We start from the raw sequence: 23373 nt of genomic DNA, 5'->3' as shown, positions 1-23373 counted from the left end.
CTGAGAGGCCGCCCGCGAGGGGCCGCCCGAGGCACGGGAGATGATCCGGCATGCAGTTCTTCGTTTCGGTGATCCACGACAAGTCCAACTCCGGCACGCCGGAGGAGATGGTGGCCATCGACGCGTTCAACGAAACGCTCGTGGCCGGCGGGCACTGGGTGTTCGCGGGCGGTCTGGCCGACCCGGCCACCGCCACCGTCGTGGACGGCCGCGGCGCCCAGCCGCTGCTCACCGACGGGCCGTTCGTCGAGACCAAGGAATTCGTGGCCGGGTTCTGGGTCTGGGAGGCCCCTGACCTGGACGTCGCCCTCAAGCTGGCCGCCGCCGGGTCGAAGGCGTGCCACCGGCGGGTCGAGGTCCGGCCCTTCCTGTGACCGTCGCCGCCGCGATCACCCGGGCCCACCGCGAGCTGTGGGCCCGCCTCGTCGCCACCCTGACCAGGCGCTACGCCGACCTCGACATCGCCGAGGAGGCGGTCGCCGAGGCCTTCGCCACCGCCGTCGAGAAGTGGCCGGGCGACGGCGTGCCGCCCAACCCGGCGGCCTGGCTCACCACCACGGCCAACCGCAAGGCCATCGACCGGATCCGGCGCGAGGGCAGACGCGACGACAAGCAGAGGGAGGCCCGGATGCTGCACGACGACTCCCCGCCCGAACCGACCGGCGCGATCGACGACGAGCGGCTGCGGCTTTTCTTCACCTGTTGCCACCCCGCGCTGGCCCCCGAGTCCCGGGTCGCGCTGACCTTGCGCATGGTCGGCGGTCTGACCGTTCCCGAGATCGCCCGCGCCTTCCTGGTTCGCGAGACCGCCATGGAACAGCGGATCACCCGGGCCAAAGCCAAGATCAAGGCGAACCGGATCCCGTACCGGGTGCCGTCGGCCGACGACCTTCCCGTGCGCCTCTCCGGTGTCCTCGCCGTGCTGTTCCTGGTCTTCAACGAGGGCTACCTGGCCACCGGCGCGGGCACCGATCCCGTGCGCCAGGACCTGACCGCCGAGGCGATCCGGCTGACCCGGCTGATCCGGGCCCTGCTGCCCGCCGACGGCGAGGTGGCCGGGCTGCTGGCGCTGATGCTGCTCACCGAGGCCCGGCACGCCGCCCGCGTCTCGGCCGGCGGTGAGCTGGTCACCCTGCACGAGCAGGACCGGGGGGCCTGGGACACCGGGCTGATCGCCGAGGGGCACCGGCTCGTGCGCGAACGGCTGGCCAGCGGGGTGGCCCCCGGCCGCTATCAGCTGCTGGCCGCGATCAACGCCGTGCACACCTCGGCCCGCGACGTCCGCGACACCGACTGGTCGCAGATCGTGGCCCTGTACGACCAGCTCGTCCGGCTCGACCCGTCCCCGATCGTGGCGCTCAACCGGGCCATCGCGGTCGCCGAGCTGGACGGCCCCGACGTCGCGCTGGCCGTCGTCGACCGGCTGGGCGACAAGCTCGCGGCCTACCACGCTTTTCACGCCACGCGGGCCGACCTGCTGCGCCGCCTCGGCCGCGGTGAGCAGGCCCGGTCGGCGTACGACCGAGCCATCGAGCTGGCCGGGAACACAGCCGAGACCGCCTACCTGACCCGGCGCCGCGACCAGCTGGGCCCGGCCCTGTCGTAGATCCGCCGTGTCGGATCGGCGGAAAACGGTGGCCCAGCGCCTGGTGATCACTCACAGTGAGCAGAGTGAGCACGTCTCGCCACCCTGTTCTCGCCGCCCTGATCGGGGTCGTCGCCGTCGTCGCGCTGTTCCTGGCCGGCGTGGCCCTGCAAGCGGTCGGCCACCCGCAACCACAGGCGGCCGCCGTCACCCCGTCGTCGTCGCCGTCCCCTTCCTCGCCGCCGCGGATCGGGACCAAGGTGCGCGACGGCAAGTTCGAGTTCGTGGTGTCCGGGGTCGATTGCTCCCGTACGAGCGTGGGGCCCGAATTGCTGCGCCGCACCGCGAAGGGCCGCTACTGCGTGGTCAGCCTGTCGGTGCGTAACTTCTCGGCCGGCACCAAGTACTTCGTGGGCCGCGCGCAGAAGGCCTTCGACGGGCGCGGCGGCTCGTACGGGAACGACGAGCTGGCCGGGATCTACGCCAACCGCGACACCAAGACGTTCCTGGAGAAGCTCGGACCGGGGGAGCGGGTGACCGGCAAACTCGTCTTCGACGTGCCCGCGAAGGTCCGGCTGACCCGCCTCGAGCTGCACGACTCGCTGCTGTCGGGCGGGGTCTCGGTGCTGCTCTCGAAGAAGGAGATCGGTGGCGGTACGGTCAGGCGAGGGTCAGCCGGACGCCGGTGAGGCTGACGTACCAGGCGGAGTCGGTGAAGCCGGGGCCGGTCTCCGGGCCGATGTAGGCGTCGATGTGTTTGCTGCCGCCCAGGCCCGGCGTGAATTCGTCGGTGACCAGCCACGAGCCGTTGCGCAGGGCGGTGCAGGTGGAGGCGGGCGGGGCCGAGCCGTCGTCCTGGTGACCGCAGGTGGCGATGGTGAAGCGGGTGCCGTGCGGGAGCACGTCCGGGTCGGCGGCGGCCGAGACGAACGGGGTGAGCCGGCGCCCGTCGGCGCTGCGGGGGGCGGTGTCGAGCCAGTAGCCGATGTCGTACGACCAGTTCAGGTATTTGCCCGCCGAGGTGTGGCCGGTTCCCTCGTCCTGTACGGCCTGCACGAAGCTCGCCGGGTAGCTGCCCAGGTCGTCGTCGCCGTGGGCGCAGTCCAGTTGCAGGCAGCCGGTGACGTCGGTCGGCTCGTCGTCGTGGAAGCGCTCGACCGCCGTGTAGTAGACGGTGATCTCCCAGCCGTCACTGGTCGTGCTGCGCGTGGCCGTTGCGGAAGGCGTGGTCGTCGCGGCAGGCGTGGTCGGCGCGGCCGAGAGCGGCCCCCGGGTGAAGAAACTGAGGGTGCCCAGCGAGGGTGAGGGCAGCGCGGACGGCGCGGGCGGAGGAGTCTCGCGCGGCGGCTCCGTGCCGCACCCGCTCACCAGCACGGCGACCAGCACGCCGGAGAGCAGCAGGCGCATCTGCTGAGCATGGCAGCCCGGGCGGCTGGGGTGACCGGCATTGGCCGAACCCGGCCGCCCGGGCCGTGGTGCTCAGCCCAGCGTGATGGTCACGTCGTCCACGTCGAAGGCGGTCACCCCGCCGCCGGCCGACTCGGCGGCGGCGAAGCTGACGATCGCGGTGCGCTCCGTGGCGGCCGCCGACCAGGTGGTGGTGTGCCGCGTCCACTGCGCGGGGTGGTCGAAGGCGAACGAGAAGATCGTCTTCGGCGGCACCCCGGTGACCGACAACCCGGCATTGAGGTAGTCGCCGCGGGACGTCTCGGTGGTGGTGGCCCGGACCCAGAAGCCGAGCGTGAGCGTGCAGTTGGCCGGCACGGTCACGGTGGCCCGGATCACGTCGCTGTGGCTCAGGTCGAGCCCGGCCAGCGCGGCGTAGGCCCGGCCGGTGTGCGCGGGCCGGACCTGGTCGCCCAGCACGACGATGCGCGGGCCGGAGGTCCAGCCGGTGGTGCCGCGCTCGAAGCCGGGGTTGGTCAGGATCTGACCCGAGCAGGGGGCCGCGGCGGCGGCCGGGCCGGACGCGGCGCCGGCCGTGGCCAGCAGCAGGCCGGCGACGGCGGACACGACAGTGACGAGTTTTCTCATGGTTCCTCCCCGTGAAGTCCAAGAGATTCGAGACTATCGATGTCTCTCGTCGCCGCACAATGGACGCTTCGGCCGGCCGCCGCCAGAAGCAGGCCAGGGCCTGTGACGGTAGTGATCGGCGCGCGGCAAATCTCGGAATTCGCTCTCATCCGCCCCGCAGCGAGGGTTTTCCCTGATTCGCGCATCGACAGTCGTATATAGCGTCTCCTGTGTCTCGCCCAGAACACCCCCTACGGGCGGGAAAGGAGCACACCGACATGGTGCGTAAACCCCTGGTCATCGCCCTGGCGGCCGGCACCGCGGCCGCGTCGGCGCTGGTCGCCGTGTCCGGCCCGGCCGCCGCGCAGCAGCCGACCGGCCCGAGTGTGGACGCCGTCGCGCAGGCCGACGCCGTGGTCGCCTCGCGGCCGGCCGCGCTGCGGGCGACCAAGCACGACACGTTCCAGCGGCGCCAGGTCTACAAGTCGCACGGCCTCACGTACGCGTCCTACGACCGCACGTACAAGGGCGTCCCGGTCAAGGGCGGCGACTTCGTCGTGGTGACCGACGACGCGGGCGCGACCCGGTACACGTCGGTCGCGCAGAGCGCCCCCATCGGCGAGCTGCCGACCGTGGCCGAGGTCGCCCCGAGCGCGGCCGTCGCCACCTCGAAAGCTCAGCTCAAGACCGTGCAAAGCGTCGAAGGCACCCGCCTCGTGGTCGTGGCCACCGAGGGCCGGGCGGCCCGCCTGGCCTACGAGACCACGGTCAACGGCACCGGCGCGGCGGGCATCAGCCGGCTGACCGTCGACGTGGACGCCGTCACCGGCGCGGTCCTGTCGACCGAGGAGCACGTCACCGAGGCCACCGGAACCGGAACCGGCTGGATCAACGGGACGGTCTCGCTCAACACCACCCAGTCGGGCTCGACGTACTCGCTCAAGGACCCGGCGGTCACCAACCTGAGCTGCCAGGACGCCTCGACCCGGGCGACGTTCAGCGGCTCCGACAACGTGTGGGGCAACGGCAACGGCACGAGCAAGGAGACGGGCTGCGTCGACGCCCTGTACGTGGCGCAGAAGCAGCACGCGATGCTCTCGTCGTGGCTGGGCCGCAACGGCGCCAACGGCAGCGGCGGGGCCTGGCCGATCCGGGTCGGTCTGAACCAGCAGAACGCCTACTACGACGGCACCCAGGTGCAGATCGGCAAGAACACCGCCGGTCGCTGGATCTCGTCGCTCGACGTGGTCGGTCACGAGCTGGGCCACGGCATCGACGACCGCACCCCGGGCGGCATCTCGAAGGGCGGCACCCAGGAGTTCGTCGCCGACACCATCGGGGCGGCCACCGAGGCGTACGCGGCCAACGCCAACGACCCGTTCGACTACCAGGTCGGCGAGGAGGTCAACCTGGTCGGCAGCGGGCCGATCCGCTACATGTACAACCCGTCGCTGGCCGGGGACGCCAACTGCTACTCCAGCAGCACCCCCGGCTCCGAGGTGCACTCGGCCGCCGGGCCCGGCAACCACTGGTTCTACCTGCTGGCCCAGGGCAGCGGCGGCAACGGGCAGCCGGCCAGCTCGACGTGCAACGGCACCACCGTCACGGGCGTCGGCATCCAGGCCGCCATCAAGATCATGTACAACGCGATGCTGCTGAAGACGTCCAGCTCCTCGTACGCCAAGTACCGGGTCTGGACCCTGCAGGCCGCGAAGAACCTGAACCCGGGCAGCTGCACCCAGTTCAACGCGGTCAAGGCCGCCTGGAACGCGGTCAGCCTGCCGGCCCAGTCCGGCGAGCCCACCTGCTAGCGGTTCGATCGGGAGAACCCGGGCCGGCACCTGCCGGCCCGGGTTCTTAACTGTTTCGAAACATTGACGACATTCATTACGCGGCCCTACAGTTCCAGGCACGTGAGAGCGCTCTCACGGTCTGATCCGATCGGGAGGCGTCTTGCGAAAACAACTAGCCCTGTCGGTAGCGGCGGCCGTCGTGGCCGGTCTGGGAGCGGTGGCTCTGAGCGGAACGGCCGACGCGGCCACCGTGGGCGCCGGCAGCTACACCGAGACTCTGCCCGCCGGTGCGAGCCTGCCCGTCGGCTGCGGCGACCTGGCCACCAACCCCCGCCAGTTCCTGACGGCCAACGCCCCGGCCGGCCCGGTGCCCACCAACGACTGGTGGTCGTCGCTGGTGTTCAAGAAGTTCGACTGCGCCTACAGCGAGAACCTGCACGCCCACCCCACCAGCTACGACACCACCGCGAGCGGGCTCGGCTTCTCGTACACCACCACGCCCCAGATCAGCGGCTCCGCCACCGGCGTCGGCGAATACCACTACCTCTACTCCGAGGACTTCACCGCCGGGGTGGCGGGGCTCAACGCGCCGCGCACCCTGGTCGACGGGTGGACCGACTGGACCGTCACGCCGTACTGGAGCGACGGCACGCGCACCATGAAGGCGACCATCGGCCACGGGCTGCCGTTCGCGTACTTCCAGATCACCGGCGGCAACGCGCAGATCACCGCCAAGAGCACCCCGGCCGTGTGGTCCAACACCGGCGGGCGGATCGGCTACACGGTGGCGGGCAAGGACTACGTCGCGTACGGGCCGACCGGCTCCACCTGGACGGTCAGCGGCAACGTGCTCAGCTCCTCGCTGGCCGGCAAGGGCTACTTCTCGATCGCCGTGCTGCCCAGCGGCACGGACAAGGTCACGCTGGCCGACAGCTACGGCCGTTACGCGCACAACCACGTCACCGGCACGCGGCTCTCCTACGCGTACAACCAGGCCACGAGCCGGGTCTCGACCACGTACGCCTACACGACCACCGCGCGCGAGGGCACCGGCACCGGCACGGTCATCGGGCTCTACCCGCACCAGTGGCGGGCGCTGACCGGTGCCACGCCGATCGCGCAGACCTACGTCACCGCCCGTGGCGCCATGAAAACCCTGGTCGGCGCGTCGTCGTTCACCACGTCGGCCGTCTACAACGGGGTGCTGCCCGAGGTTCCCGCGGTCGCCACCGGCAGCGGCGCCGATCTGACCACGCTCAACGGGTTCCTCGATCAGGTCAAGGGCAACCCCGTTCCCGTACGGGGCAACGACACGTACTGGACGGGCAAGGCGCTCGGTGTCGGCGCGCGCATCGCCGAGATCGCCGACCAGCTCGGCCGCACCGACGTGCGGGACACCGCCCTGGCCGCCATCCGCACCCAGCTGACCGACTGGTTCACCGCGTCGACGGGCAAGACCCAGAAGCTGTTCTACTACGACAAGAACTGGGGCACGCTGATCGGCTACCCGGCGTCGTACGGCTCCGACGCCGAGCTCAACGACCACCACTTCCACTACGGCTACTACATCGCCGCCGCGGCCACCCTGGCCAAGTTCGACCCCACCTGGGCCACGAGCTCCCGCTACGGCGGTATGGTCGACCTGCTCATCCGGGACGCCAACAACTACGACCGCGCCGACAACCGGTTCCCGTACCTGCGGGACTTCGACATCTTCGCCGGGCACGACTGGGCGGCCGGGCACGGCGCCTTCTTCGCCGGCAACAACCAGGAGTCGTCGTCGGAGGGCATGAACTTCGCCAACGGCCTGATCCAGTGGGGTCAGGCAACCGGCAACACCGCGATCCGCGACGCCGGCCTCTTCCTCTGGACGACCCAGTCGGCCGCGATCAACGAATACTGGTTCGACACCCGCAACGAGAACTTCCCGGCCGCGTTCGGTCACGGCACGGTCGGCATGGTGTGGGGTGACGGCGGGGCGTACGCGACCTGGTTCGCCTCGGCCCCCGAGCAGATCCACGGCATCAATCAGCTGCCGGTCACCGGCGGGCACTTCTACCTGGGCAACGACCCCGCGTACGTGCGCAGCAACTACGCCGAGATGGTGCGCAACGCCGGACACGAACCGGCCCTGTGGCAGGACATCGCCTGGCAGTACCTGGCTCTGGGCGACGGCGACGCGGCGCTGAGCAAGTTCCGGGCCAACAGCGGGTACACCCCCGAGGAGGGCGAGACCAAGGCGCACACGTTCCACTGGATCCGCAATCTCGCCGCGCTCGGCACGCCGGATCTGTCGGTCACGGCCAACCATCCGCTCTACCGGGTGTTCAGCAAGAACGGCGCCAAGACGTACGTGGCCTCGAACATCAGCAGTGCCGCCCTGACCGTCACGTTCTCGGACGGGAAGGTGCTCGCGGTGCCGGCCGGCAAGACGGTCGCGAGCGGGGCGTCGAACTGGAGCGGTGGTGGAGTTCCCTCCACTCCGCCGACGACGCCTCCCACTACTCCGCCTACCACCACTCCGCCCACGACGCCTCCCACCACTGCGCCCACGACGCCGCCTCCCAGTGGTGGTGGCGCGGTGCGTTACCTCCAGTCGGGTGGCGCACTGGCCGCGTCCGCGGGCACGGCCGGCACCGCGACGGTGGCCAAGTCGACCGGCGTCAACGACAACCAGCCCCACTCGCCGACCACGTTCACCGCGACCGGCCTCAACCTGACCTACCGCTCGGGCGCCGCGACCGCGTTCGGCCTCGCGGTCGACGCCGGCACCGCGGTCGGCAACGCCACCCAGGTCCGCGTCTCGTACGACCTGACCGGCGACGGCAGCTTCGACCGGGTCGAGACGTACCGCTACTTCGCCACCGACCCGGTCACCGGCTGGGAGCGCTACACCGACGCGGCCGGCCCGGTCACCACGACCGGCACGCTGGGCAACCTGGCCAACGGCACGGTCAAACTCGAGATCTGGAGCGCGATCGGCTCCGCCCCGAGCACGGTCTCGCTGGGGTCGCTGTCCACGGTGACCCTGCCCTACCAGTGAGGTGACAACCGCGGCCGGCGCAGGGCAAGTGCGCCGGCCGCGGCGTCTCAGTGCCGCCCGCCCGCGGCCGATGTGCCGTGCAGGAAGGCTTCCAGCGCCTCGGTGAACCGCGCGGGCTGTTCCTCGGCCGGGTAGTGCCCGCAGTCGTCGAGGATCACCCCGGTCACGTCGCCGGCGGCCGGCCGCATCGTCCGAACGGTGCTTTCGCCGCTCCACAGCGCCCCGCCGACCGCCAGCACCGGCACCGTCAGCCGGGTCTGGGCGCGGCGCTCGTTCTGCGCGATCGTCTCGTCCAGCGCCCGGTAGTACTCGAAGCTCGCTCGCAGCGCCCGCGGGTCCGCGGTGATCGCCCCCACGTAGACGTCGACCGCGTACGCGGGAATCGACGCTTCGGTGGCGGCCTTGGTGGCGAACTGCCAGCCGAAGAACACCCGCTCCCGGCCCCGGACCAGGTCCTCGTTGAGGCCGGTGAGCCGGTTGAAGCCGAACTGCCACAGCTTATGGTTGACCGCGGCCGGGCCGAAAGCCGGCGGGGACGGCACGAGGCCGGGGATCACGGCTTCGACGACGGCGAGCCGGCCCACCCGCCCGGGGTGATCGGCCGCGAGGGCGTACGAGGTCCAGGTCCCGATGTCGTGGCCCACCACGTCGAACCGGTCGTGCCCGAGCGCGGCCATCAGCCCCACCAGGTCGGCGGCCAGCGTGCCGGCGTCGTAGCCGCTGTCGGGCTTGTCGGAGAGCCCGGCCCCGCGCGAGTCGACGGCGACGACGGTGTGCCGGCGGGCGAGCGCGGGCATCACCTCACGCCACGCGTACCAGGTCTGCGGCCACCCGCCGACCAGCAGCAGCGGCGGTCCCTCGCCGCCGGTGACCACGTGCAGCCGCAAGCCCTTCACGTCGACGAACCGGCTGGTGAAGACATCGGTGAAGCCGTCGGGCAACAAGCCCATGGTGGAACGATCGGTCCAAGTTGTCATGGGGGCACCCTACGCATGTTGAAACGATCGGTGCAAGATGCGGTAGAGTGACGACCATGGCCGGCCGCAAACAGTTCGACGTCGACGAGGCACTACGACGCGCGATGCACGTCTTCTGGCGCTGGGGCTACTCCGAGGCCTCGCTCGAACGCCTGACCGAGGGCACAGGCCTGGGCCGGAGCTCCCTCTACGCCACCTTCGGCGACAAGAGCACACTGTTCCGGAAAAGCCTCGAACGGTACGCGCAGACCTACCACCCCCGGTACGAGCAGGCGCTGACCGGCCCCCACCCGGACCCGAACGCCGTGGTGGCCGCCTACCTGCGAGTCACCCTGGGGCGCATCGCCGACCCCGCGGTCCCGGACGGTTGCCTGCTCACCATGTCGGCCGCGCAGCTCCCCGCGCTCGACGCGCAGGGCCAGGCCATGGTGCGCGGCATGATCGGCAGTCTGCGGACGATGCTGGAGCAAGCCCTGCAGGCGGCCGGGGCCGACCCGCACGAGGCGGCCGACCTGGCCTTGTGCGCGCTGGCCACGAACAAGTCCCTGGCGGTGCTGAGCCGCGCCGGCTTCTCCGCCGAGGACCTGACCACCGTCGCCGCGGGGGCCGCCCGCCTGTCGCCGCCGCCCGCTCGCGCGTAGCCGCCTGCTCGTGGCCGCCGCCCACGCGTGGCCGCGTCCGCCTGCCGTCGCCGGTCCGTGGCTGACGCCTTGCACCGCCCGCTCGCGCGTAGCCGCCCTTCGCCGTCCGTCGAAATCGGTTGACCGGGCGCCGGAAGGCCGGTTGACTCCGCGGATGCTGGAGATCCGCGAAGTCGACGTGCACGATGATGCGGCGCTGAAGGCGTGGCATGCCGCCGTCCGCGAGGGCGAGAGCGCCGACCGGGTGGCGCCCCTGGTTTTCACGTACGAGTCGATGGCGGCCTCGTTCCGCAAACCCGGCGCGACCATGCGGCGGCTGCCCGTGGCCGCCGTACGGGGAGACGAGACCGTGGGGGCGCTGCTGATCGACCTGCCCCTGCGCGAAGACACCCACACCGCCGTGGTCGAGATCAACGTGCCGCCCGCGCGCCGGGGGCAGGGTGTCGGTGAGGCCCTGTGGCAGTGGTCGCAGGCCCGGACGGCCGTGGAGGGCCGCTCGGTGCTCAGCGTCGAGGTCAACGTGCCGGCCGGGCGGACGCCCGCGGACTGGGCGGGAGCCCGATTCGCCGAGCGGCGCGGATTCAGCAGCGTGCACGTCGAGAACCACTTCGTCCGCTCGTTGCCCGCGCCCGTCCCGCCGGCCGCCGTGCCCGAGGGGTACGAGCTGGTCAGCTGGGCCGGCCGGGTCCCCGGCGACCAGCTGGCGAGCCTGGCCGCCATGCGGACGACGATGTCGCAGGACGTGCCGAGCGGCGACGCCGAGCACGAGACGACCGTCTGGGACGCCGACCGCGTACGGGTCAACGACGAGCGGATGGCGACCGGTTACCTGTCGCTGGTCAGCCTCGTCCGCACGACGGAGGGCGAGCCGGCCGGTTACACCCAGATCCTCGTGCCGCGCGACGACCCGGACAACGCTTTGCAGGAGGACACCTTCGTCGCCCGCAAGCACCGCGGGCGACGGCTGTCCGCGGGACTCAAGTCGGCCAACCTCGAGCTGCTGGCCGTCCATGCCGGCTCCCGCCGGTTCCTGCACACGTGGACGGGCGAGGACAACACGGCCATGCTGCGCGTCAACCGGGCGTACGGCTTCCAACCCGTCGAGCGGACCCACACCTATCAGCGCGGCCACCGTCCCTGAGCCGCAGGCAGGCTAAACCGCCATCCGCCGCCCCTCCACGGCAACAGTGAACCGCCGGCCCGGGTTGGGGCCGGGCGTAGCAGTGATCCGCATCGGCCGCCCCGCCCGGGACGGGCTGATGGTCAACCGGCGCAGCAGCAATCCCATCGTGGCCACCGACAACACCTCGGTCATGCCCGCGCCCAGACACGTATGGCTCCCGACCGAGAACGGCGCATAAACCGACGCCTTGCGCGCAGAACCGAAATCCCGGTCGATGTCGAAGCGCTGCGGATCGGGAAAATGCTCGGGCAACTGGTGCGGCACACAGGTGGCGACCAGCACCCGCCGCCCCGCGTCGATGCGGTAGCCCGCGAACTCGAAACCCTTGATCACCGTGCGGGCGGAGCCCGGCGCCGGCGGGTAGACGCGCAACGTCTCGAGGGCCAGACCCTGCAGGGCCGGCATCGAACGCAGCCGCGAGAACGTGAGCTGCTCGGCGTCGGCTTCCGCGGTCACGCGCGCGAGCACCTCGGGATGCTGCAGCAACGCGTGCAGCATGAAACTGTAGAGGTAAGCCAGCGTGTTGATGCCCGCGAAGTAGCCCTGCAACGCTATGCCCGCGCGCACGTCCATCGGGTAGGGCCGGCCGTTCTCGTCGGCGGCGTCGAGCGCACGGTCGAGCAGATCGCGGACCCCGTCCGGACGAGGGGAGGCTTGTCGCTCCTGCAAGGCGGCCCGCGCGAAGGCGAGAATCTCGGCCCGGGCGCGGCGATAGGGCGGCCACCTCAGCGTCGCGGCGGGCCATTTGCCGGCGATCGTGACGTCGAGAACCAGCTCGAACGCCGAGCGCAGCGTCTCGAACCGGGCCGCGGAACTCGAACCGGTCAGCGCGATCGACAACTGCGCCGCGGCCAGCCGCTGGAACCGGTCGACCACCGGCAGCGCGGACTGCCCCCGCCAGTCGTCGAGCAGGCGCTCGCTCTCGGCGACGACCTCGTCCCACCGGGCGGCCAGCAGATCGCGGGACAAGCCGGTCGCCAGCACCTTGCGCAGATGCCGATGCGGGCGGCCGCGCAGCACATGCACCCGCATGCCGAACTCACGGTTGAGCCCGCCGAAGCTCTCCTCACTGGAGAAGACCTCGTCGCCGCGCTCGAGCAGGAACCGGTTGGCCCGCTCGCCGGCCAGGATCACGAACGCCTGATTGAGCGCGCGCACGCGGAAGGCCGGGCCCATCTCGCGATAGGTGTCCACGAAGAACTGCTGGACGTCACCCATCATGCGAAGAGCGTTTCCCAGCACGGGGATTCCGGGCGCGGCCGGCGGCAAGGTCATGCGTACATCCTGGACCGGCCTCAGTCTTCGAGCCAGGTCAGGTCAGGACCAGGCTCCTGGCCCAGCCGCGCCCTGGCATCGGCGCCGTGCACATCACCTCGTCCGATCACATCCACTCCGGCCGGCGTGACCAGCGACGGGGCGAAGGCGAGCACGACCAGGTCGCGGTCGTCGCTGACGTGGGTCACCCGCCACCGGCTGGTCAGCACGCCCAGCACGCCCCGGCCCCGCCAGGTGAAGAGCCCGGTGCCCGTGTCGTAGCGGTCGACGCCGACGATCCGCCGGGTCGCGCCCGACCTGGTGCGATAGCTGACGACGTCGCGCAGCACGAGCGAGGACCCTTCCCTCTCCTCGTACGAGAAACGGGGCTGCAGCCGCCGTCCCGAGAGCCACATCGGGAAGGTGGTCGCCAGCACCCGCCACTCGCCGGGCAGGGTCGCGCGCAGCAGTGCCTCGTCAGCCATCGCTCGCTTTTATGCGAGATCCCCACCCGAGGTCAAGTGCTGAGGGCGCCGGCCGGGTGGTCGGGGGGGTGAGTGTTCGGACATGGCCGGTCGCTGCCGGGTGCGGGTGAGCGGGTGGTCAGGAGTTGAGGGCCTCGGTCGGGGTCAGGCGGGAGGCGTGCACGGCCGGATAGACGCCGGCCACGATGCCTACCAGTGCGGAACCGCCCAGCCCGGCCAGCGTGGCGGGCAGCGGCACGACGACCGGCCAGGTCTGGTGGGTGGCGTAGGCGGCGGTCAGCAGCACCCCGAGCGCGGTTCCGGCCGCCCCGCCGAGGACGGAGAGCACGGCTGCCTCGGTCAGGAACTGCGCCCGGACCTGACCGCGGGTGCTGCCCAGGGCGCGGCGCAGGCCGATTTCGGCGCGGCGTTCGAGGACCGAGACGACCATCGTGTTGGCCACGCCGACCCCGCCGACGAGCAGCGCCACCGCGCCCAGGCCGAGCAGCAGCACCGAGAACGTCGCCTCGGTGGCCCGTTTGGCGGCCAGCGCGTCGGACGGGCGAGTGACCCGCACGTTGTCGGGCGCGGCGGGGTCGACCGTGGCCGGCAGGACCGCGCGCACCGGTTCGACGGCGGACTCCTCGACCCGCACGTAGATCGTGGTCGGACGGTTGTCGAAGCCGAGGGTCCGGTGCGCCGTGGGCCAGCCGACCAGCACCGAACGGTCGACGTCGGGGGCCAGCGGGATCGGGGCGAGCACGCCGGTCACGGTGAACCAGCGCTTGCCGATGATCACTTGTGGGGCGGGCCCGGTGGCCGGGATCGCGTCGAAGCCGAGGCGGGTGGCGGCCACCGCGCCCAGCACCACGGCCGGGAAGCGCTGTTCGGCCGGGGTGAGCCAGTGCCCGCTGCGGACGTGGGCGTCGAGCACGGTGAGCAGGTCCGGCTGGGCGGCCCGTACGGTCAGCCCGGAGCCGTCGCGGGGGTCGGTGCGGTCGGAACGGCGCACGATCGCTCCGGTGCTCGCGGTCGCGCCGGCCGCGGTGACCGGCCCGATCCGTTCCACCATGGCGACCGACTCGGCGGGCAGGCCGGCCGCCGCGCCCCCGCGCTGGGCGGGTACGACCTCGAGCAGGTCGACGCCGAGCGCGGCCAACTGCGTGTCCAGTGCGGCCTGGCTGGAGGCGGGGATGCCGGTGACCACAACCATGGTGGCGATGCCGATCGCGATCCCGAGCGCGGACAGGGCGGCGCGCATGCGGCGGGTGCGGATGCCCAGCAGTCCGAGCCCGAGCAGATCGAGCGGGCTCACCGGGCGGCCGCCGGGCGGCTGCGGGCGGAGGGCGCGGTGAGAGGGCTCACCAGGCGGCCGTCGAGAATGTCCGCTCGGCGGGGGAGGGCGGCGGCGATGTCGCGGTCGTGGGTGATGACAGCGATGGTTGTGCCCTCGGCGTGCAGGCGGTGCAGCAGTTCCAGGACGGCCTGGCCGTTGCGGGTGTCCAGGGCTCCGGTGGGCTCGTCGGCCAGCACCAGGGCCGGGTTGTTGACCAGGGCGCGGGCGATGGCCACGCGTTGGCGTTCGCCGCCGGAGAGCTGGTGCGGGCGGTGGTCGACGCGGTGGGCCAGGCCGACCCGGGCGAGGGCTTCGACCGCGAGCGGGCGGCGCCGGCGGCGGGGCACGCCCGCGTAGAGCAGGCCGGTGGTGACGTTCTCGGCCGCGGTCAGGCCGGGGGTGAGGTGGAACTGCTGGAAGACGAAACCGAGCCGCCGGGCGCGCAGGTGGGACAGCTTGCGGTCGGAGAGGTCGGCGATGTCCTGACCGTCCAGCAGCACCGAACCCGAGGTCGGGCGGTCCAGGGTGCCCATGATGTGCAGGAGCGTGGATTTGCCGGATCCGGACGGGCCGGCGATGGCCAGCAGGTCGCCGGGGTCGATGGTGAGGGTGACCCGGTCGAGGGCGGTGACGCCGCCGGGGTAGACCATGCTGACGGATCGGACGGCAAGCACGGGGGTCATGAGGTCGTCACCACGCGGGTGCCGGGGGTGAGGCCGGCGCCGCTGATCTCGACCAGGCCGCCGGCGAACATGCCGGTTTCGACCGCGACCAGGCCGCCGCCTTCGAGCTGGACGGCGTATCCGCCCTCGGCCAGGGCGAGCAGGGCGCCGACCGGGGCCACCAGGACGCCGGGGCGGGTCTCGGCGGGGAACTCGACCTGGACGGCGGCCGCGTCGAGCCGGGCCACCGCGGCCGGCTTGTCGAGGCGGATCGACACGGTCACCGTGGGCGGGGAGCCGTCTTCCCCGGCCCGCACGGTGGTGGCCACGCCGCCGACCCGGCCGGGCACGGTGCGGTCGTCGGGCAGCCGCACGGTGACCTGGTCGCCGCGGCGGATGGTGCCGGCCTCGGACGGTTCGGCTTGGACGGTGACGACTTTCGCGACCGCGGTGACCGCCATCAGCGGGGCCTCGGCGGCGTCGCCGGTCAGCGCGGCCAGCGACTCGACCCGGACGGCGCCGGTCAGCACGGCGACGTCACCGGGGCCGATCGTGCCGGTGACCGGGAGCCCCACGTCGTCCTGCCAGCGCTTGACCGCGGCCACCAGGGCCGGGGTGAACACGTCCTCGCCGGCCCGGACCTCGACCTGCACCGGGGGCGCCGAGGGTTGTGCCGCGGGCTGCCGGACCCGGTCGCCCTGGGAGAAGCGGCGGCCGACGGCGTAGCCGAGCGCCTTCAGGTTCTCGCGGACCACGCGGACGTCGCGGCCGACCAAGTTGGGCTGCGCCAGCGGCCGGAACAGGGGCATCGCGCCGTAGAAGAGCGGCACCGGCTGGTCGTTGATCCGGTACAGCGGTTTGCCGCGCGACACCACCGTGCCCGGCGTGGGCAGCCACGTGACGACGCCCGCCTTGCCCCCTTTGACGGGCCGGGCCGTGCCGTGGCCGAGCTGCCCGGTCAGCGAGACGCTCGACGTCAGGTCCTGCCGGGCCAGGGTCGCGGTCGCTGCCTTCGCGGGGGCGGCGGAGGGCGCGGGCGTCGACGCCGGCGGGATGACGTCGCGCGCGAACCACGCCCCGGCTGCCAGGGCGGCCACGACCAGGGGAACGGCCCAGAGTTTCCGCATGCGGCGGATTGTGGCCGAACATGTTTAGGAACCTGTTAGCGCGCCCGCCGGAATGGTCGGCGGCCCCTATAGTCGTCGCCGTGTGCGCGTATTTGCTGATCGCCGAGGACGATCCCGCCCAGGCCGAGGGGATGCGGCGCTATCTGGTCGCGGACGGCCACGAAACGGTTGTCGTGCATGACGGCCGGGCCGCGCTTCAGCAGGTCAGACTGCGTCCACCGGACCTGCTGGTGCTGGATGTGATGCTGCCCGGGCTGGACGGGATCAGCGTGAGCCGGATTCTGCGTACGGAATCCGCCATTCCGATCCTGATGCTGACCGCCCGGTCCGGTGAAGACGATTTGCTGACCGGTTTCGACGGCGGCGCCGATGATTATCTGACCAAGCCGTATTCGCCGCGGGAATTGGTGGCGCGGATCCGGGCGCTGCTGCGCCGCAGCCATGGGCGGGGTGACGCCGCCGCCCCGCTGACCGTCGGTGGTCTGGTCGTGGACGCCACCCGGCACGAGGTGCGGCTCGACGGCGTGCCGGTCGAGTGCACGCCCGGCGAGTTCGCGCTGCTGGCCGCGATGGCCGCCGAGCCGGACCGGGTCTTCACCCGCGCCCAGCTGCTCAAATACACCAACGGGGTGGAGCGCGACTCCGTGGAGCGCAGCATCGACGTGCATGTCCTCAACCTCCGCCGCAAGATCGAGCCGAATCCGCGCCGCCCGTCCCGGCTGGTCACCGTGTACGGCGTCGGTTACAAGCTCACCACCGGGCCGGTGTGATGGACGCCCCGCGCGTACCGCCGTACCGGAGCCTGATTTTCCGGCTGCTCGCCGCGTCGCTCGCCATCGCCGTGGTGGCCGTGCTGGCCACGGCCTGGCTGGCCTCGCAGTCCACCTCGCAGACGATCAGGCAGCAGCTGGGCCGGTCGCTCAGCGAGGACAAGAGCGTCTACGACGAGCTGCTGGCTTTCGCCGCCACCCACCGCGACTGGTCGGCCGTGCAGCCCGTCGTGGCCGCGCGCGCCGCGAAGCTGAACCGGCGGATCACCCTGCTGACCGAGGACCGGCGGACCATCGCCGACTCGGCGACCGGACCGGCGCCGGCGACCGCCCGCCCCTCCGCGACCGTCGACCCGCTCGCGGTCGACCTGGGCCTGACCGGGCGCGCCGGACGTATCGACTCGCGGATCGTCGGGCCGTACCGGCTGACCGCGGCCGAGCAGCGGACGATGCGGGACCAGCTGGCCGCCGCGCGTTCGTGCCTGGACGGCTTCGGCAGCACGGGAGAGGTCGTCATCGGCGCCCACGGCCGCCCCAAGGTCGTCGTGACCGAGCTGGGCAAGCAGACCGCCACGTGTCCGCTGACGCCACCGGTGGCCAAGTCGGAGGAGCGTCCGCTGGCCGCGCTGCGCCGGCTCGTCGCGGCCTGCGCCGGGGAGAGGGACGCCGAGCAGGTGGGGATCGCGCCGGACCTGACGATCGTCGTCGTCGACCCGGACCTCGGGCGGGTCGACCGGGACCGGACCGCGCGCGCCACCGGCTGCCTCGACAAGGCCCGGCGCAGCCAGCTCGAGCCGTACGTGGCCCCGCCCGCGCTGCTGTTCGTGACCGACCCCGCCGACCCGGCCGCCGCGCCGGTGTTCCCGCTGTCGCGCGAGAACCTCGTGCGGACGGGCACGGTCACCGCCGTCGTGCTGCTCCTGGCCGTGCTGGTCACCGTGCTCGTCGGGCGGCGGCTGGTGCGGCCCCTGCGGGCCCTGACCGAGGCGGCCCGGCGGCCCGGTGACTACCAGCGTGTCCCGGTCACCGGCCGCGACGAGATCGGTTCGCTGGCGGCCGCGCTCAACGAGCTGGCCGAGCGGCGCGAGCAGTCCGAACAGCAGCGCCAAGCCATGGTCAGCGACGTCGCCCACGAGCTGCGCAACCCGCTGACCACCATCCGGACCTGGCTGGAGGCGGTGCGCGACGGTCTGGCCACCGTGGACGGGCCGGTGCTCACGCTGCTGCAGGACCAGACCACCCAGCTGCAGCACATCGTGGACGACCTGCGCGATCTCGCCGCCGCCGACGCGGGCACACTGCGCATGCACCCCGAAACCACCTACGTCAACGACACCGTGGATCAGGTGGCCGACGCGCACCTGCCCGACGCCGTCACCGCCGGGGTGCGGCTGGTCACCGGGCACGACGGCGATCCCGAGGTGGCGGTGGACCCGGTGCGGCTGCGGCAGCTGGTCGGCAATCTGCTGTCCAACGCGATCCGGCACACCCCGGCCGGTGGCACGGTCACCGTCCGTACCCAGGTCGCGGCGGGACGGCTGACGATCACGGTCGCCGACACCGGCGAGGGGATCGCCCCCGCCGACCTGCCCCGCGTCTTCGACCGGTTCTGGCGGGCCGACGAGTCGCGCTCGCGCAGCACCGGCGGCAGCGGCCTGGGCCTGCCGATCGCCCGCCAGATCGCCACGGCCCACGGCGGCGACCTCACCGTCACGAGCGACGTGGGCGCGGGCACGACGTTCACGGTCACTTTGCCCCTCTAGCGCGACTACCCTGCCGGGCATGACGATGCCCACGCAGGACGACGTGCTCGGCTACTTCGACACGCTGTCGAACTGGGGCCGGTGGGGCGACGACGACGAGTTGGGCACACTCAACCTCATCACCGACGAGGCCCGGCTGGCGGCGTCGCGCGCGGTGCGTCACGGCCGCAGCGTGTCGTGCGCCTGGGAGATCACCGCACCCGGGTGAGCTGGAGAGATCAACGACCACGGTCCCGTACGCGGTGAGCATGCCGGGCGCCGAGCACATGCCCGCCCGGTTCCACGCCGACAAGCGCTGGGGTTTCACGAACGAGCACCTCGGCCTCGCGTACCACGGCAACACCGTCACCCACCTGGACGCGCCCTGCCACCTCTCCTGGGACGGCCGCTTGTACAACGGGCGGCCGCACACGATGGTGGGCGCCGAGTCGGGTTCGGCTTGGGCGACCGTGACCGCGGCGGCCCGGGGAATCACCACGCGGGGGGTGTTGCTGGACGTCGCCGCAGTTCGCGGGGTGGAGTGGCTCGAGCCGGGCCAGGGCGTGTTCCCGGCCGACCTCGAGGAGGCCGAGCGCCGCCAGGGCGTCCGTGTGGGCTCGGGTGACGCGGTGCTGATGCGGACGGGGCGGGGCCGGGGGCGCGACGGTTTCGACCAGGCCGGCTGGCACGCGTCCTGCCTGCCGTGGCTGCACGACCGGGGCGTCGCGCTGATCGGCGCCGACACCCCGCAGGACGTGCAGCCGTCGGGCTATGAGGCCGTGCTGATGCCGGTGCACGCGGTGAGCCTCGTCGCGATGGGTCTGTGGATGCTCGACAACTGCGACCTGGAGGCCTGCGCGGCCACGGCGGCCGAGCTGGACCAGTGGGACTTCCAGCTCGCGGTCGCGCCGCTGCGGCTGGCGGCCACGTCGGGCAGCCCGGTGAACCCGATCGCCACCTTCTGACGCGGACGCCCGCTGCCGTGTCGGTATGACGATTCGGGGCGCCGCGGTCCATTTCGACCGGTCGGTTGATTCCCGGCAAAACGGGTACCAGCTGGGGTTTTGCGTGGTTGATTCTTCGTGGCCGCACCGTCGCGGCCTCAGTTGAGGAAGAGAGCCACATGCGCATCACTCACGCCGCCGTCACCGCAGTGCTGCTCAGCACCGGCTGCCTCGCCGCGGTGAGCCCCGCCGCCCAGGCCGGGCCGTCCGCGCCCGCCTTCGCGGCCGGACTGTCGCCGGAGCTGCAACGGCTGCTCGATCAGGTCGGGCGGCACGTCTCCCTGCGCGCACTGGAAGCCGACGGCGCCCTGGCCGGCTTGGCGCGGGCCACCCGGGCCGCCGATCCGGGCAGCTCCGGCCTCACCGCCGAGGAGGCCGACCGGCCGCGGTCGGGCAAGGCCGGCAAGCCGGGCACGACGTTCGACATGGCCTGGTTCGAGCGCAACCTGCGGGCCGCGCTGGCCGGCAAGACCGTCGGTTACGCCTACTCGATCGGCCAGAACGGCCAGCTGGACCGGCAGGCCGGGGTCGGCTCCGCGCGGGTCGCACCGGACAACCCGGTCACCGCCCAGTCGGCCACGAAAGCGATGACCATCGCCAGCGTCAGCAAGCCGGTCACCACCGCGGCCGTGCTGCGCCTGCTGGAGCAGAAGAAGATCTCGGTGGACAGCGGGATCGGCCCGTGGCTGCCGTCGGCCTGGAAGCGCGGCGCCGGCGTCGACAAGATCACCTTCCGCCAGCTGATGACGCACACCAGCGGCCTGCTGCAGAACTACCAGACCGCCACCGGCACCACCGGCGGCAAGTCGACCGGCTCGTGGGACAACATCCGCATCGCGATCGGCCAGGACTCCGGGGCCAAGGGCTTCAAGTACGCGAACATGAACTTCAGCATCTTCCGGATCATGGTGCCGAAGATCGCGTACGGGGTGGACCTGAGCCCGCAGTACGACGCGCCGCCGGCCGACGTGACCGCGGCGCAGATCGACTACCTGACCGGGATCGTCTTCCTCGGTTACCTCAAGCCGGTCCTGGCCCTGGCCAAAGCTCAGGTGGGCTGCGCCAACGCCGACGCCGACCCGACCAAGCTGTACGCGTTCCCGACCGGTGGCAAGGCCGGTTGGGGCCCGGTCGACTACACCACCGGCTGCGGCGGCTACGGCTACAACATGTCGGCCAACGGGATCACCTCGTTCCTGTCGCACATCCGCTACACCGACAAGGTGATCTCGGCCGCCGCGCGCAAGCTGATGGTCGACGAGAACGTCGGCCTGTACTCCTACAACGGCGCCTACGGCACCTACCACGGCCACAACGGCGTCTGGGCGCAGTCCGGCGACCGGGGGATGCGCAGCTGCGCCATGTCGTTCCACATCCACGTCGACGCGTCGCTGCTGGTCAACAACCGCGGTGACTACCCCAGCCCGTGCACCGTCCTGCTCGAGGCGTTCGACAACGCCTGGCACTGATGAACCCGGCACGCTAAAGGGTTCCTGACATCGGTGTGTGAAGGTGCGCGCCATGTCGCACAGAACCCTGCTCAGCTGTCTTGCCGCCGTCACCCTGCTCGCCGCCGGATGTTCCGGCGAGGGCACCGGACAAGCGCCCGGCGTCGCCACCCTGCAGTCGGCGGCGCCGGTCGCACCGTCCGCAGTCGCCGCGCAGCGCCCCGTGTTCCCGTTCGACGCGAGCGACGACGACCGCCGGGCCATGGCCAAACCGTGGGAGGACTGCCTCGTGCGTAAGGGTGGCGCGAAGTTCAAGGGCCACGCCGAGGTGCTCATCGTCAAGGGCGATGTCTACACCGAGGACGCGCGCGAGAAGGCGGTCTACCGGGCCTGCGAGCCTCAGCAACCGGAGACGTACGAGGATCACCAGCGGCGCACCGACCTCACGACGTTCAAGGACAACCAGCGTGAGTGGTACAAGTGCGCGCAGGACGCGGGTTACAAGCTGACCGCACCCGACCCCGAAACCGGCGAGTTCGGTCTCACCGAGGTCGGCCCGAACGGCGACGCCGCCTCGCCCAAGATCCAGGAGTGCCGCCGCAAGGCGTTCGCGGGCTGACTACCATCCTCGGATGCTGCTCGTCCCGCACGACGTTCTGCGCCCCCGCCGGCCCGACGAACACTTCGCCGCGGAGGCGGCCGCCGCTGAGCTCGTGGGGCTGGTCGATCACGACGCGCTCGCGGCGGGTGAGCCGGAGCGGGCCGTCGCGCGCGTCCCGGCGTACAGGGGAACGGTCGTCTATCGCGGGTGGATGCTCGGGTCCTCCGCGTATGCCGGGTTCGCCGCGGCCCTGGCCACCAGGGGGCTCACGCTGCGGACCGGCGCCGCGGAGTACCGGCGGGCCCACGAGCTGCCGGGCTGGTACGACGCGCTGGCCGCCTTCACACCGGAGAGCCGCTGGACGACCGGCGACGACCGGGACGCGTTCGAGGCGGCCCGCACGGCGCTGGGGGAGGGGCCGGCGGTGCTGCGCGACTACACGAAGTCGATGAAGCACCACTGGGACGAGGCCGCTTACATCCCCGACCTGGCCGACGCGGCGCGCGCCTGGGAGGTCGCGCGGCGGATGCGCGAACTGCGCGACGACGAGTTCACGGGCGGGTTCGTGCTGCGGCGCTTCGAGCGTTTCGAGCAGGCCGAGGCCCGTACGTGGTGGGCCGGCGGGACGTGCCGGCTGGTGAGCGCCCACCCGGACACGCCGGACGACGTTCCGCCGCTGGAACTGCCCGCCGGGCTGGCGGAGGCCGTGGCCGGGCTCGCGTTGCCGTTCGTCACCGTCGACCTGGCCCGCCGGGCCGACGGCGTGTGGCGGGTCGTCGAGCTCGGCGACGGGCAGGTCAGCGATCGCCCCACGACCACCGCGGCCGCCGATCTCGTCGCGCTGGCCCTGGAGAAAAAATAGGACCTGCGGGTCGTGGCGGGCACGGATCTCCGAACTACAAGCCTGTTCTTCGCCCCGCGATCTTGCCGCTGAGCTGCGCGAACATCATGGTGGAAGGAGCGGCCCGGCCGGTGGCAGCAATGCGGCAGAACTGGATAGCCATCCGCACCCACCGCCGGGTCAGGCCCTCGCCTGCACCGGCCTGTCCGAGGATCAGGCTTCGTCAGGCGGCCAGGACGAGCTCGGCGCGTCCGGAGTCACGCCGTAGACCAGGCGCAGGATGGCGTCGGTCAGGGTGTCGAGCAACTCGTCCTCGTCGTAGGCGCCCGGATTGGCGTACGCGTCCGCGAACGTGATGCTGCGCAGGTGCACGGCCATCTTGGCGATCAGCGCGGGCGGTCCGGACACCGTACGGCCTGCTTGCACGTCGCGTTCGATGCGCTTGCTGAACAGGGTGCACCCCTGGTCGACCAGCCGGTCGCGCACGTGTTTGACCTCGGGCCCGGGGTCGGGCGTGATGAAGGCCTCGCGCAGCCAGCGGCCGTCGGCCTTCCAGCGGGCCAGCCCGGCGGCCAGGCCCCGGCGCAGTGCGGCGCGGTCGAGCCCGTCGGCGGCGAGCCACTCCGCCATCTCGAGGTCGGCCTCGGCCAGGTTCTGATCGACCAGCGCGGCCAGCAGCGCCTGCTTCGACTCGAAGTAGAAGTAGAACCCGGAACGCGCGATGCCGGCCGCCCCGGCCAGCTCGTCGATCGTGACCTGGCCGATCGACTTGTCCCGGAAGACCACCCGGGCCGCGTCGACCAGGGCCTGCTCACGCTGGTCGCCCTTCGTGGGGGCGCGACGGCTCTTGATGGCGGGGCCGCTCTTGGTGACTGGCACGCGACAACTG

23 protein-coding genes are annotated in these 23373 nt (G+C 71.9%); 14 read left to right on the top strand and 9 right to left on the bottom strand.

What is annotated here, in order from left to right; translation table 11 throughout:
* The first annotated feature begins 50 nt into the window (after positions 1-50).
* The 3 genes from BKA14_RS13945 (at position 51) to BKA14_RS13935 (ending at position 2274) form a co-directional block, all read left to right on the top strand.
* The gene (locus BKA14_RS13945; RefSeq protein ID WP_184951346.1) at positions 51-374 is read left to right on the top strand and encodes a YciI family protein; all 324 of its coding nucleotides are present in this window, start codon (positions 51-53) and stop codon (positions 372-374) included.
* On the top strand, positions 371-1606 hold the full coding sequence (locus BKA14_RS13940; RefSeq protein WP_184951345.1) for an RNA polymerase sigma factor: 1236 nt from the start codon (positions 371-373) through the stop codon (positions 1604-1606). The genes BKA14_RS13945 and BKA14_RS13940 overlap by 4 nt, the downstream gene beginning before the upstream one ends.
* A 65-nt stretch (positions 1607-1671) precedes the next feature.
* Positions 1672-2274, top strand: coding sequence for a DUF4352 domain-containing protein (locus BKA14_RS13935; protein WP_184951344.1), 603 nt, complete (start codon positions 1672-1674; stop codon positions 2272-2274).
* Here the strand turns inward: BKA14_RS13935 and BKA14_RS13930 are convergent.
* Positions 2246-2992 carry an RlpA-like double-psi beta-barrel domain-containing protein gene (locus tag BKA14_RS13930; RefSeq protein WP_184951342.1) on the bottom strand — a complete coding sequence of 249 codons (747 nt, stop codon included), beginning with the start codon at positions 2990-2992 and terminating at the stop codon, positions 2246-2248. The two genes, BKA14_RS13935 and BKA14_RS13930, sit on opposite strands and share 29 nt — an antisense overlap.
* Before the next feature lie 72 nt (positions 2993-3064).
* Positions 3065-3619 (bottom strand): hypothetical protein, encoded by a 555-nt coding sequence (locus tag BKA14_RS13925; RefSeq protein ID WP_184951340.1) that lies wholly within the window; start codon positions 3617-3619, stop codon positions 3065-3067.
* A gap of 257 nt (positions 3620-3876) precedes the next feature.
* On the opposite strand from BKA14_RS13925, the gene BKA14_RS13920 reads away from it, so the two are divergent.
* Complete coding sequence (locus BKA14_RS13920) at positions 3877-5409, top strand: M4 family metallopeptidase (protein WP_184951339.1); 1533 nt, start codon at positions 3877-3879, stop codon at positions 5407-5409.
* Positions 5410-5551: 142 nt separating this feature from the next.
* Positions 5552-8434, top strand: a complete 2883-nt coding sequence (locus BKA14_RS13915; RefSeq protein ID WP_239093283.1) for a glycosyl hydrolase — start codon at positions 5552-5554, stop codon at positions 8432-8434.
* A gap of 47 nt (positions 8435-8481) precedes the next feature.
* Here the strand turns inward: BKA14_RS13915 and BKA14_RS13910 are convergent, their stop codons facing one another.
* Positions 8482-9411 (bottom strand): alpha/beta fold hydrolase, encoded by a 930-nt coding sequence (locus BKA14_RS13910; RefSeq protein WP_184951338.1) that lies wholly within the window; start codon positions 9409-9411, stop codon positions 8482-8484.
* 56 nt (positions 9412-9467) lie between these two features.
* Here BKA14_RS13910 and BKA14_RS13905 point away from each other — a divergent pair, with 56 nt between their 5' ends.
* Together BKA14_RS13905 and BKA14_RS13900 are read left to right on the top strand one after the other, a co-directional pair.
* On the top strand, positions 9468-10052 hold the full coding sequence (locus BKA14_RS13905) for a TetR/AcrR family transcriptional regulator (RefSeq protein ID WP_184951337.1): 585 nt from the start codon (positions 9468-9470) through the stop codon (positions 10050-10052).
* A gap of 154 nt (positions 10053-10206) precedes the next feature.
* A complete protein-coding gene (locus BKA14_RS13900; RefSeq protein ID WP_184951336.1) occupies positions 10207-11193 on the top strand; it encodes a GNAT family N-acetyltransferase in 987 nt (328 codons plus the stop codon).
* A 12-nt stretch (positions 11194-11205) separates the two neighbouring features.
* Here BKA14_RS13900 and BKA14_RS13895 read toward each other — a convergent pair whose 3' ends face one another.
* The 5 genes from BKA14_RS13895 to BKA14_RS13875 all read right to left on the bottom strand — a co-directional run bounded on the left by BKA14_RS13895 (position 11206) and on the right by BKA14_RS13875 (position 16078).
* Positions 11206-12510: a cytochrome P450 gene (locus tag BKA14_RS13895; protein WP_184951335.1), complete on the bottom strand. Its 1305-nt coding sequence runs from the start codon at positions 12508-12510 to the stop codon at positions 11206-11208.
* Between the two features lie 20 nt (positions 12511-12530).
* Entirely contained in the window at positions 12531-12974 is a 444-nt protein-coding gene (locus tag BKA14_RS13890) for a hypothetical protein (RefSeq protein WP_184951334.1), read from the bottom strand.
* 118 nt (positions 12975-13092) lie between these two features.
* Positions 13093-14214, bottom strand: a complete 1122-nt coding sequence (locus tag BKA14_RS13885; protein ID WP_184956739.1) for an ABC transporter permease — start codon at positions 14212-14214, stop codon at positions 13093-13095.
* 50 nt (positions 14215-14264) lie between these two features.
* Positions 14265-14972, bottom strand: coding sequence for an ABC transporter ATP-binding protein (locus tag BKA14_RS13880; RefSeq protein WP_184951333.1), 708 nt, complete (start codon positions 14970-14972; stop codon positions 14265-14267).
* A complete protein-coding gene (locus BKA14_RS13875; protein WP_184951332.1) occupies positions 14969-16078 on the bottom strand; it encodes an efflux RND transporter periplasmic adaptor subunit in 1110 nt (369 codons plus the stop codon). Before BKA14_RS13875 ends, BKA14_RS13880 begins: the two co-directional genes overlap by 4 nt.
* A gap of 80 nt (positions 16079-16158) precedes the next feature.
* Here BKA14_RS13875 and BKA14_RS13870 point away from each other — a divergent pair, with 80 nt between their 5' ends.
* The 7 genes from BKA14_RS13870 (at position 16159) to BKA14_RS13845 (ending at position 22505) form a co-directional block, all read left to right on the top strand.
* A complete protein-coding gene (locus BKA14_RS13870; protein ID WP_239093285.1) occupies positions 16159-16848 on the top strand; it encodes a response regulator in 690 nt (229 codons plus the stop codon).
* Positions 16848-18611: a sensor histidine kinase gene (locus BKA14_RS13865; RefSeq protein ID WP_184956738.1), complete on the top strand. Its 1764-nt coding sequence runs from the start codon at positions 16848-16850 to the stop codon at positions 18609-18611. Before BKA14_RS13870 ends, BKA14_RS13865 begins: the two co-directional genes overlap by 1 nt.
* A gap of 19 nt (positions 18612-18630) precedes the next feature.
* Complete coding sequence (locus BKA14_RS43880) at positions 18631-18819, top strand: hypothetical protein (protein WP_239093287.1); 189 nt, start codon at positions 18631-18633, stop codon at positions 18817-18819.
* 40 nt (positions 18820-18859) lie between these two features.
* Entirely contained in the window at positions 18860-19555 is a 696-nt protein-coding gene (locus BKA14_RS13860) for a cyclase family protein (RefSeq protein ID WP_239093310.1), read from the top strand.
* A 158-nt stretch (positions 19556-19713) separates the two neighbouring features.
* The gene (locus BKA14_RS13855) at positions 19714-21063 is read left to right on the top strand and encodes a serine hydrolase domain-containing protein (protein WP_184951330.1); all 1350 of its coding nucleotides are present in this window, start codon (positions 19714-19716) and stop codon (positions 21061-21063) included.
* Positions 21064-21115: 52 nt separating this feature from the next.
* Positions 21116-21661 (top strand): hypothetical protein, encoded by a 546-nt coding sequence (locus tag BKA14_RS13850; RefSeq protein ID WP_184951329.1) that lies wholly within the window; start codon positions 21116-21118, stop codon positions 21659-21661.
* A gap of 13 nt (positions 21662-21674) precedes the next feature.
* Positions 21675-22505: an ATP-grasp domain-containing protein gene (locus tag BKA14_RS13845; protein ID WP_184951328.1), complete on the top strand. Its 831-nt coding sequence runs from the start codon at positions 21675-21677 to the stop codon at positions 22503-22505.
* A gap of 192 nt (positions 22506-22697) precedes the next feature.
* Here the strand turns inward: BKA14_RS13845 and BKA14_RS13840 are convergent, their stop codons facing one another.
* Positions 22698-23363 carry a TetR/AcrR family transcriptional regulator gene (locus BKA14_RS13840; protein WP_239093289.1) on the bottom strand — a complete coding sequence of 222 codons (666 nt, stop codon included), beginning with the start codon at positions 23361-23363 and terminating at the stop codon, positions 22698-22700.
* Positions 23364-23373: the final 10 nt, after the last annotated feature.

The sequence above is a fragment of the Paractinoplanes abujensis genome (assembly GCF_014204895.1).
In the GTDB taxonomy this organism is placed as follows: Bacteria; Actinomycetota; Actinomycetes; order Mycobacteriales; family Micromonosporaceae; genus Actinoplanes; species Actinoplanes abujensis.
Note: the sequence above shows the minus strand (reverse complement) of the source record. Positions and strands in the feature narration are given on the sequence as shown.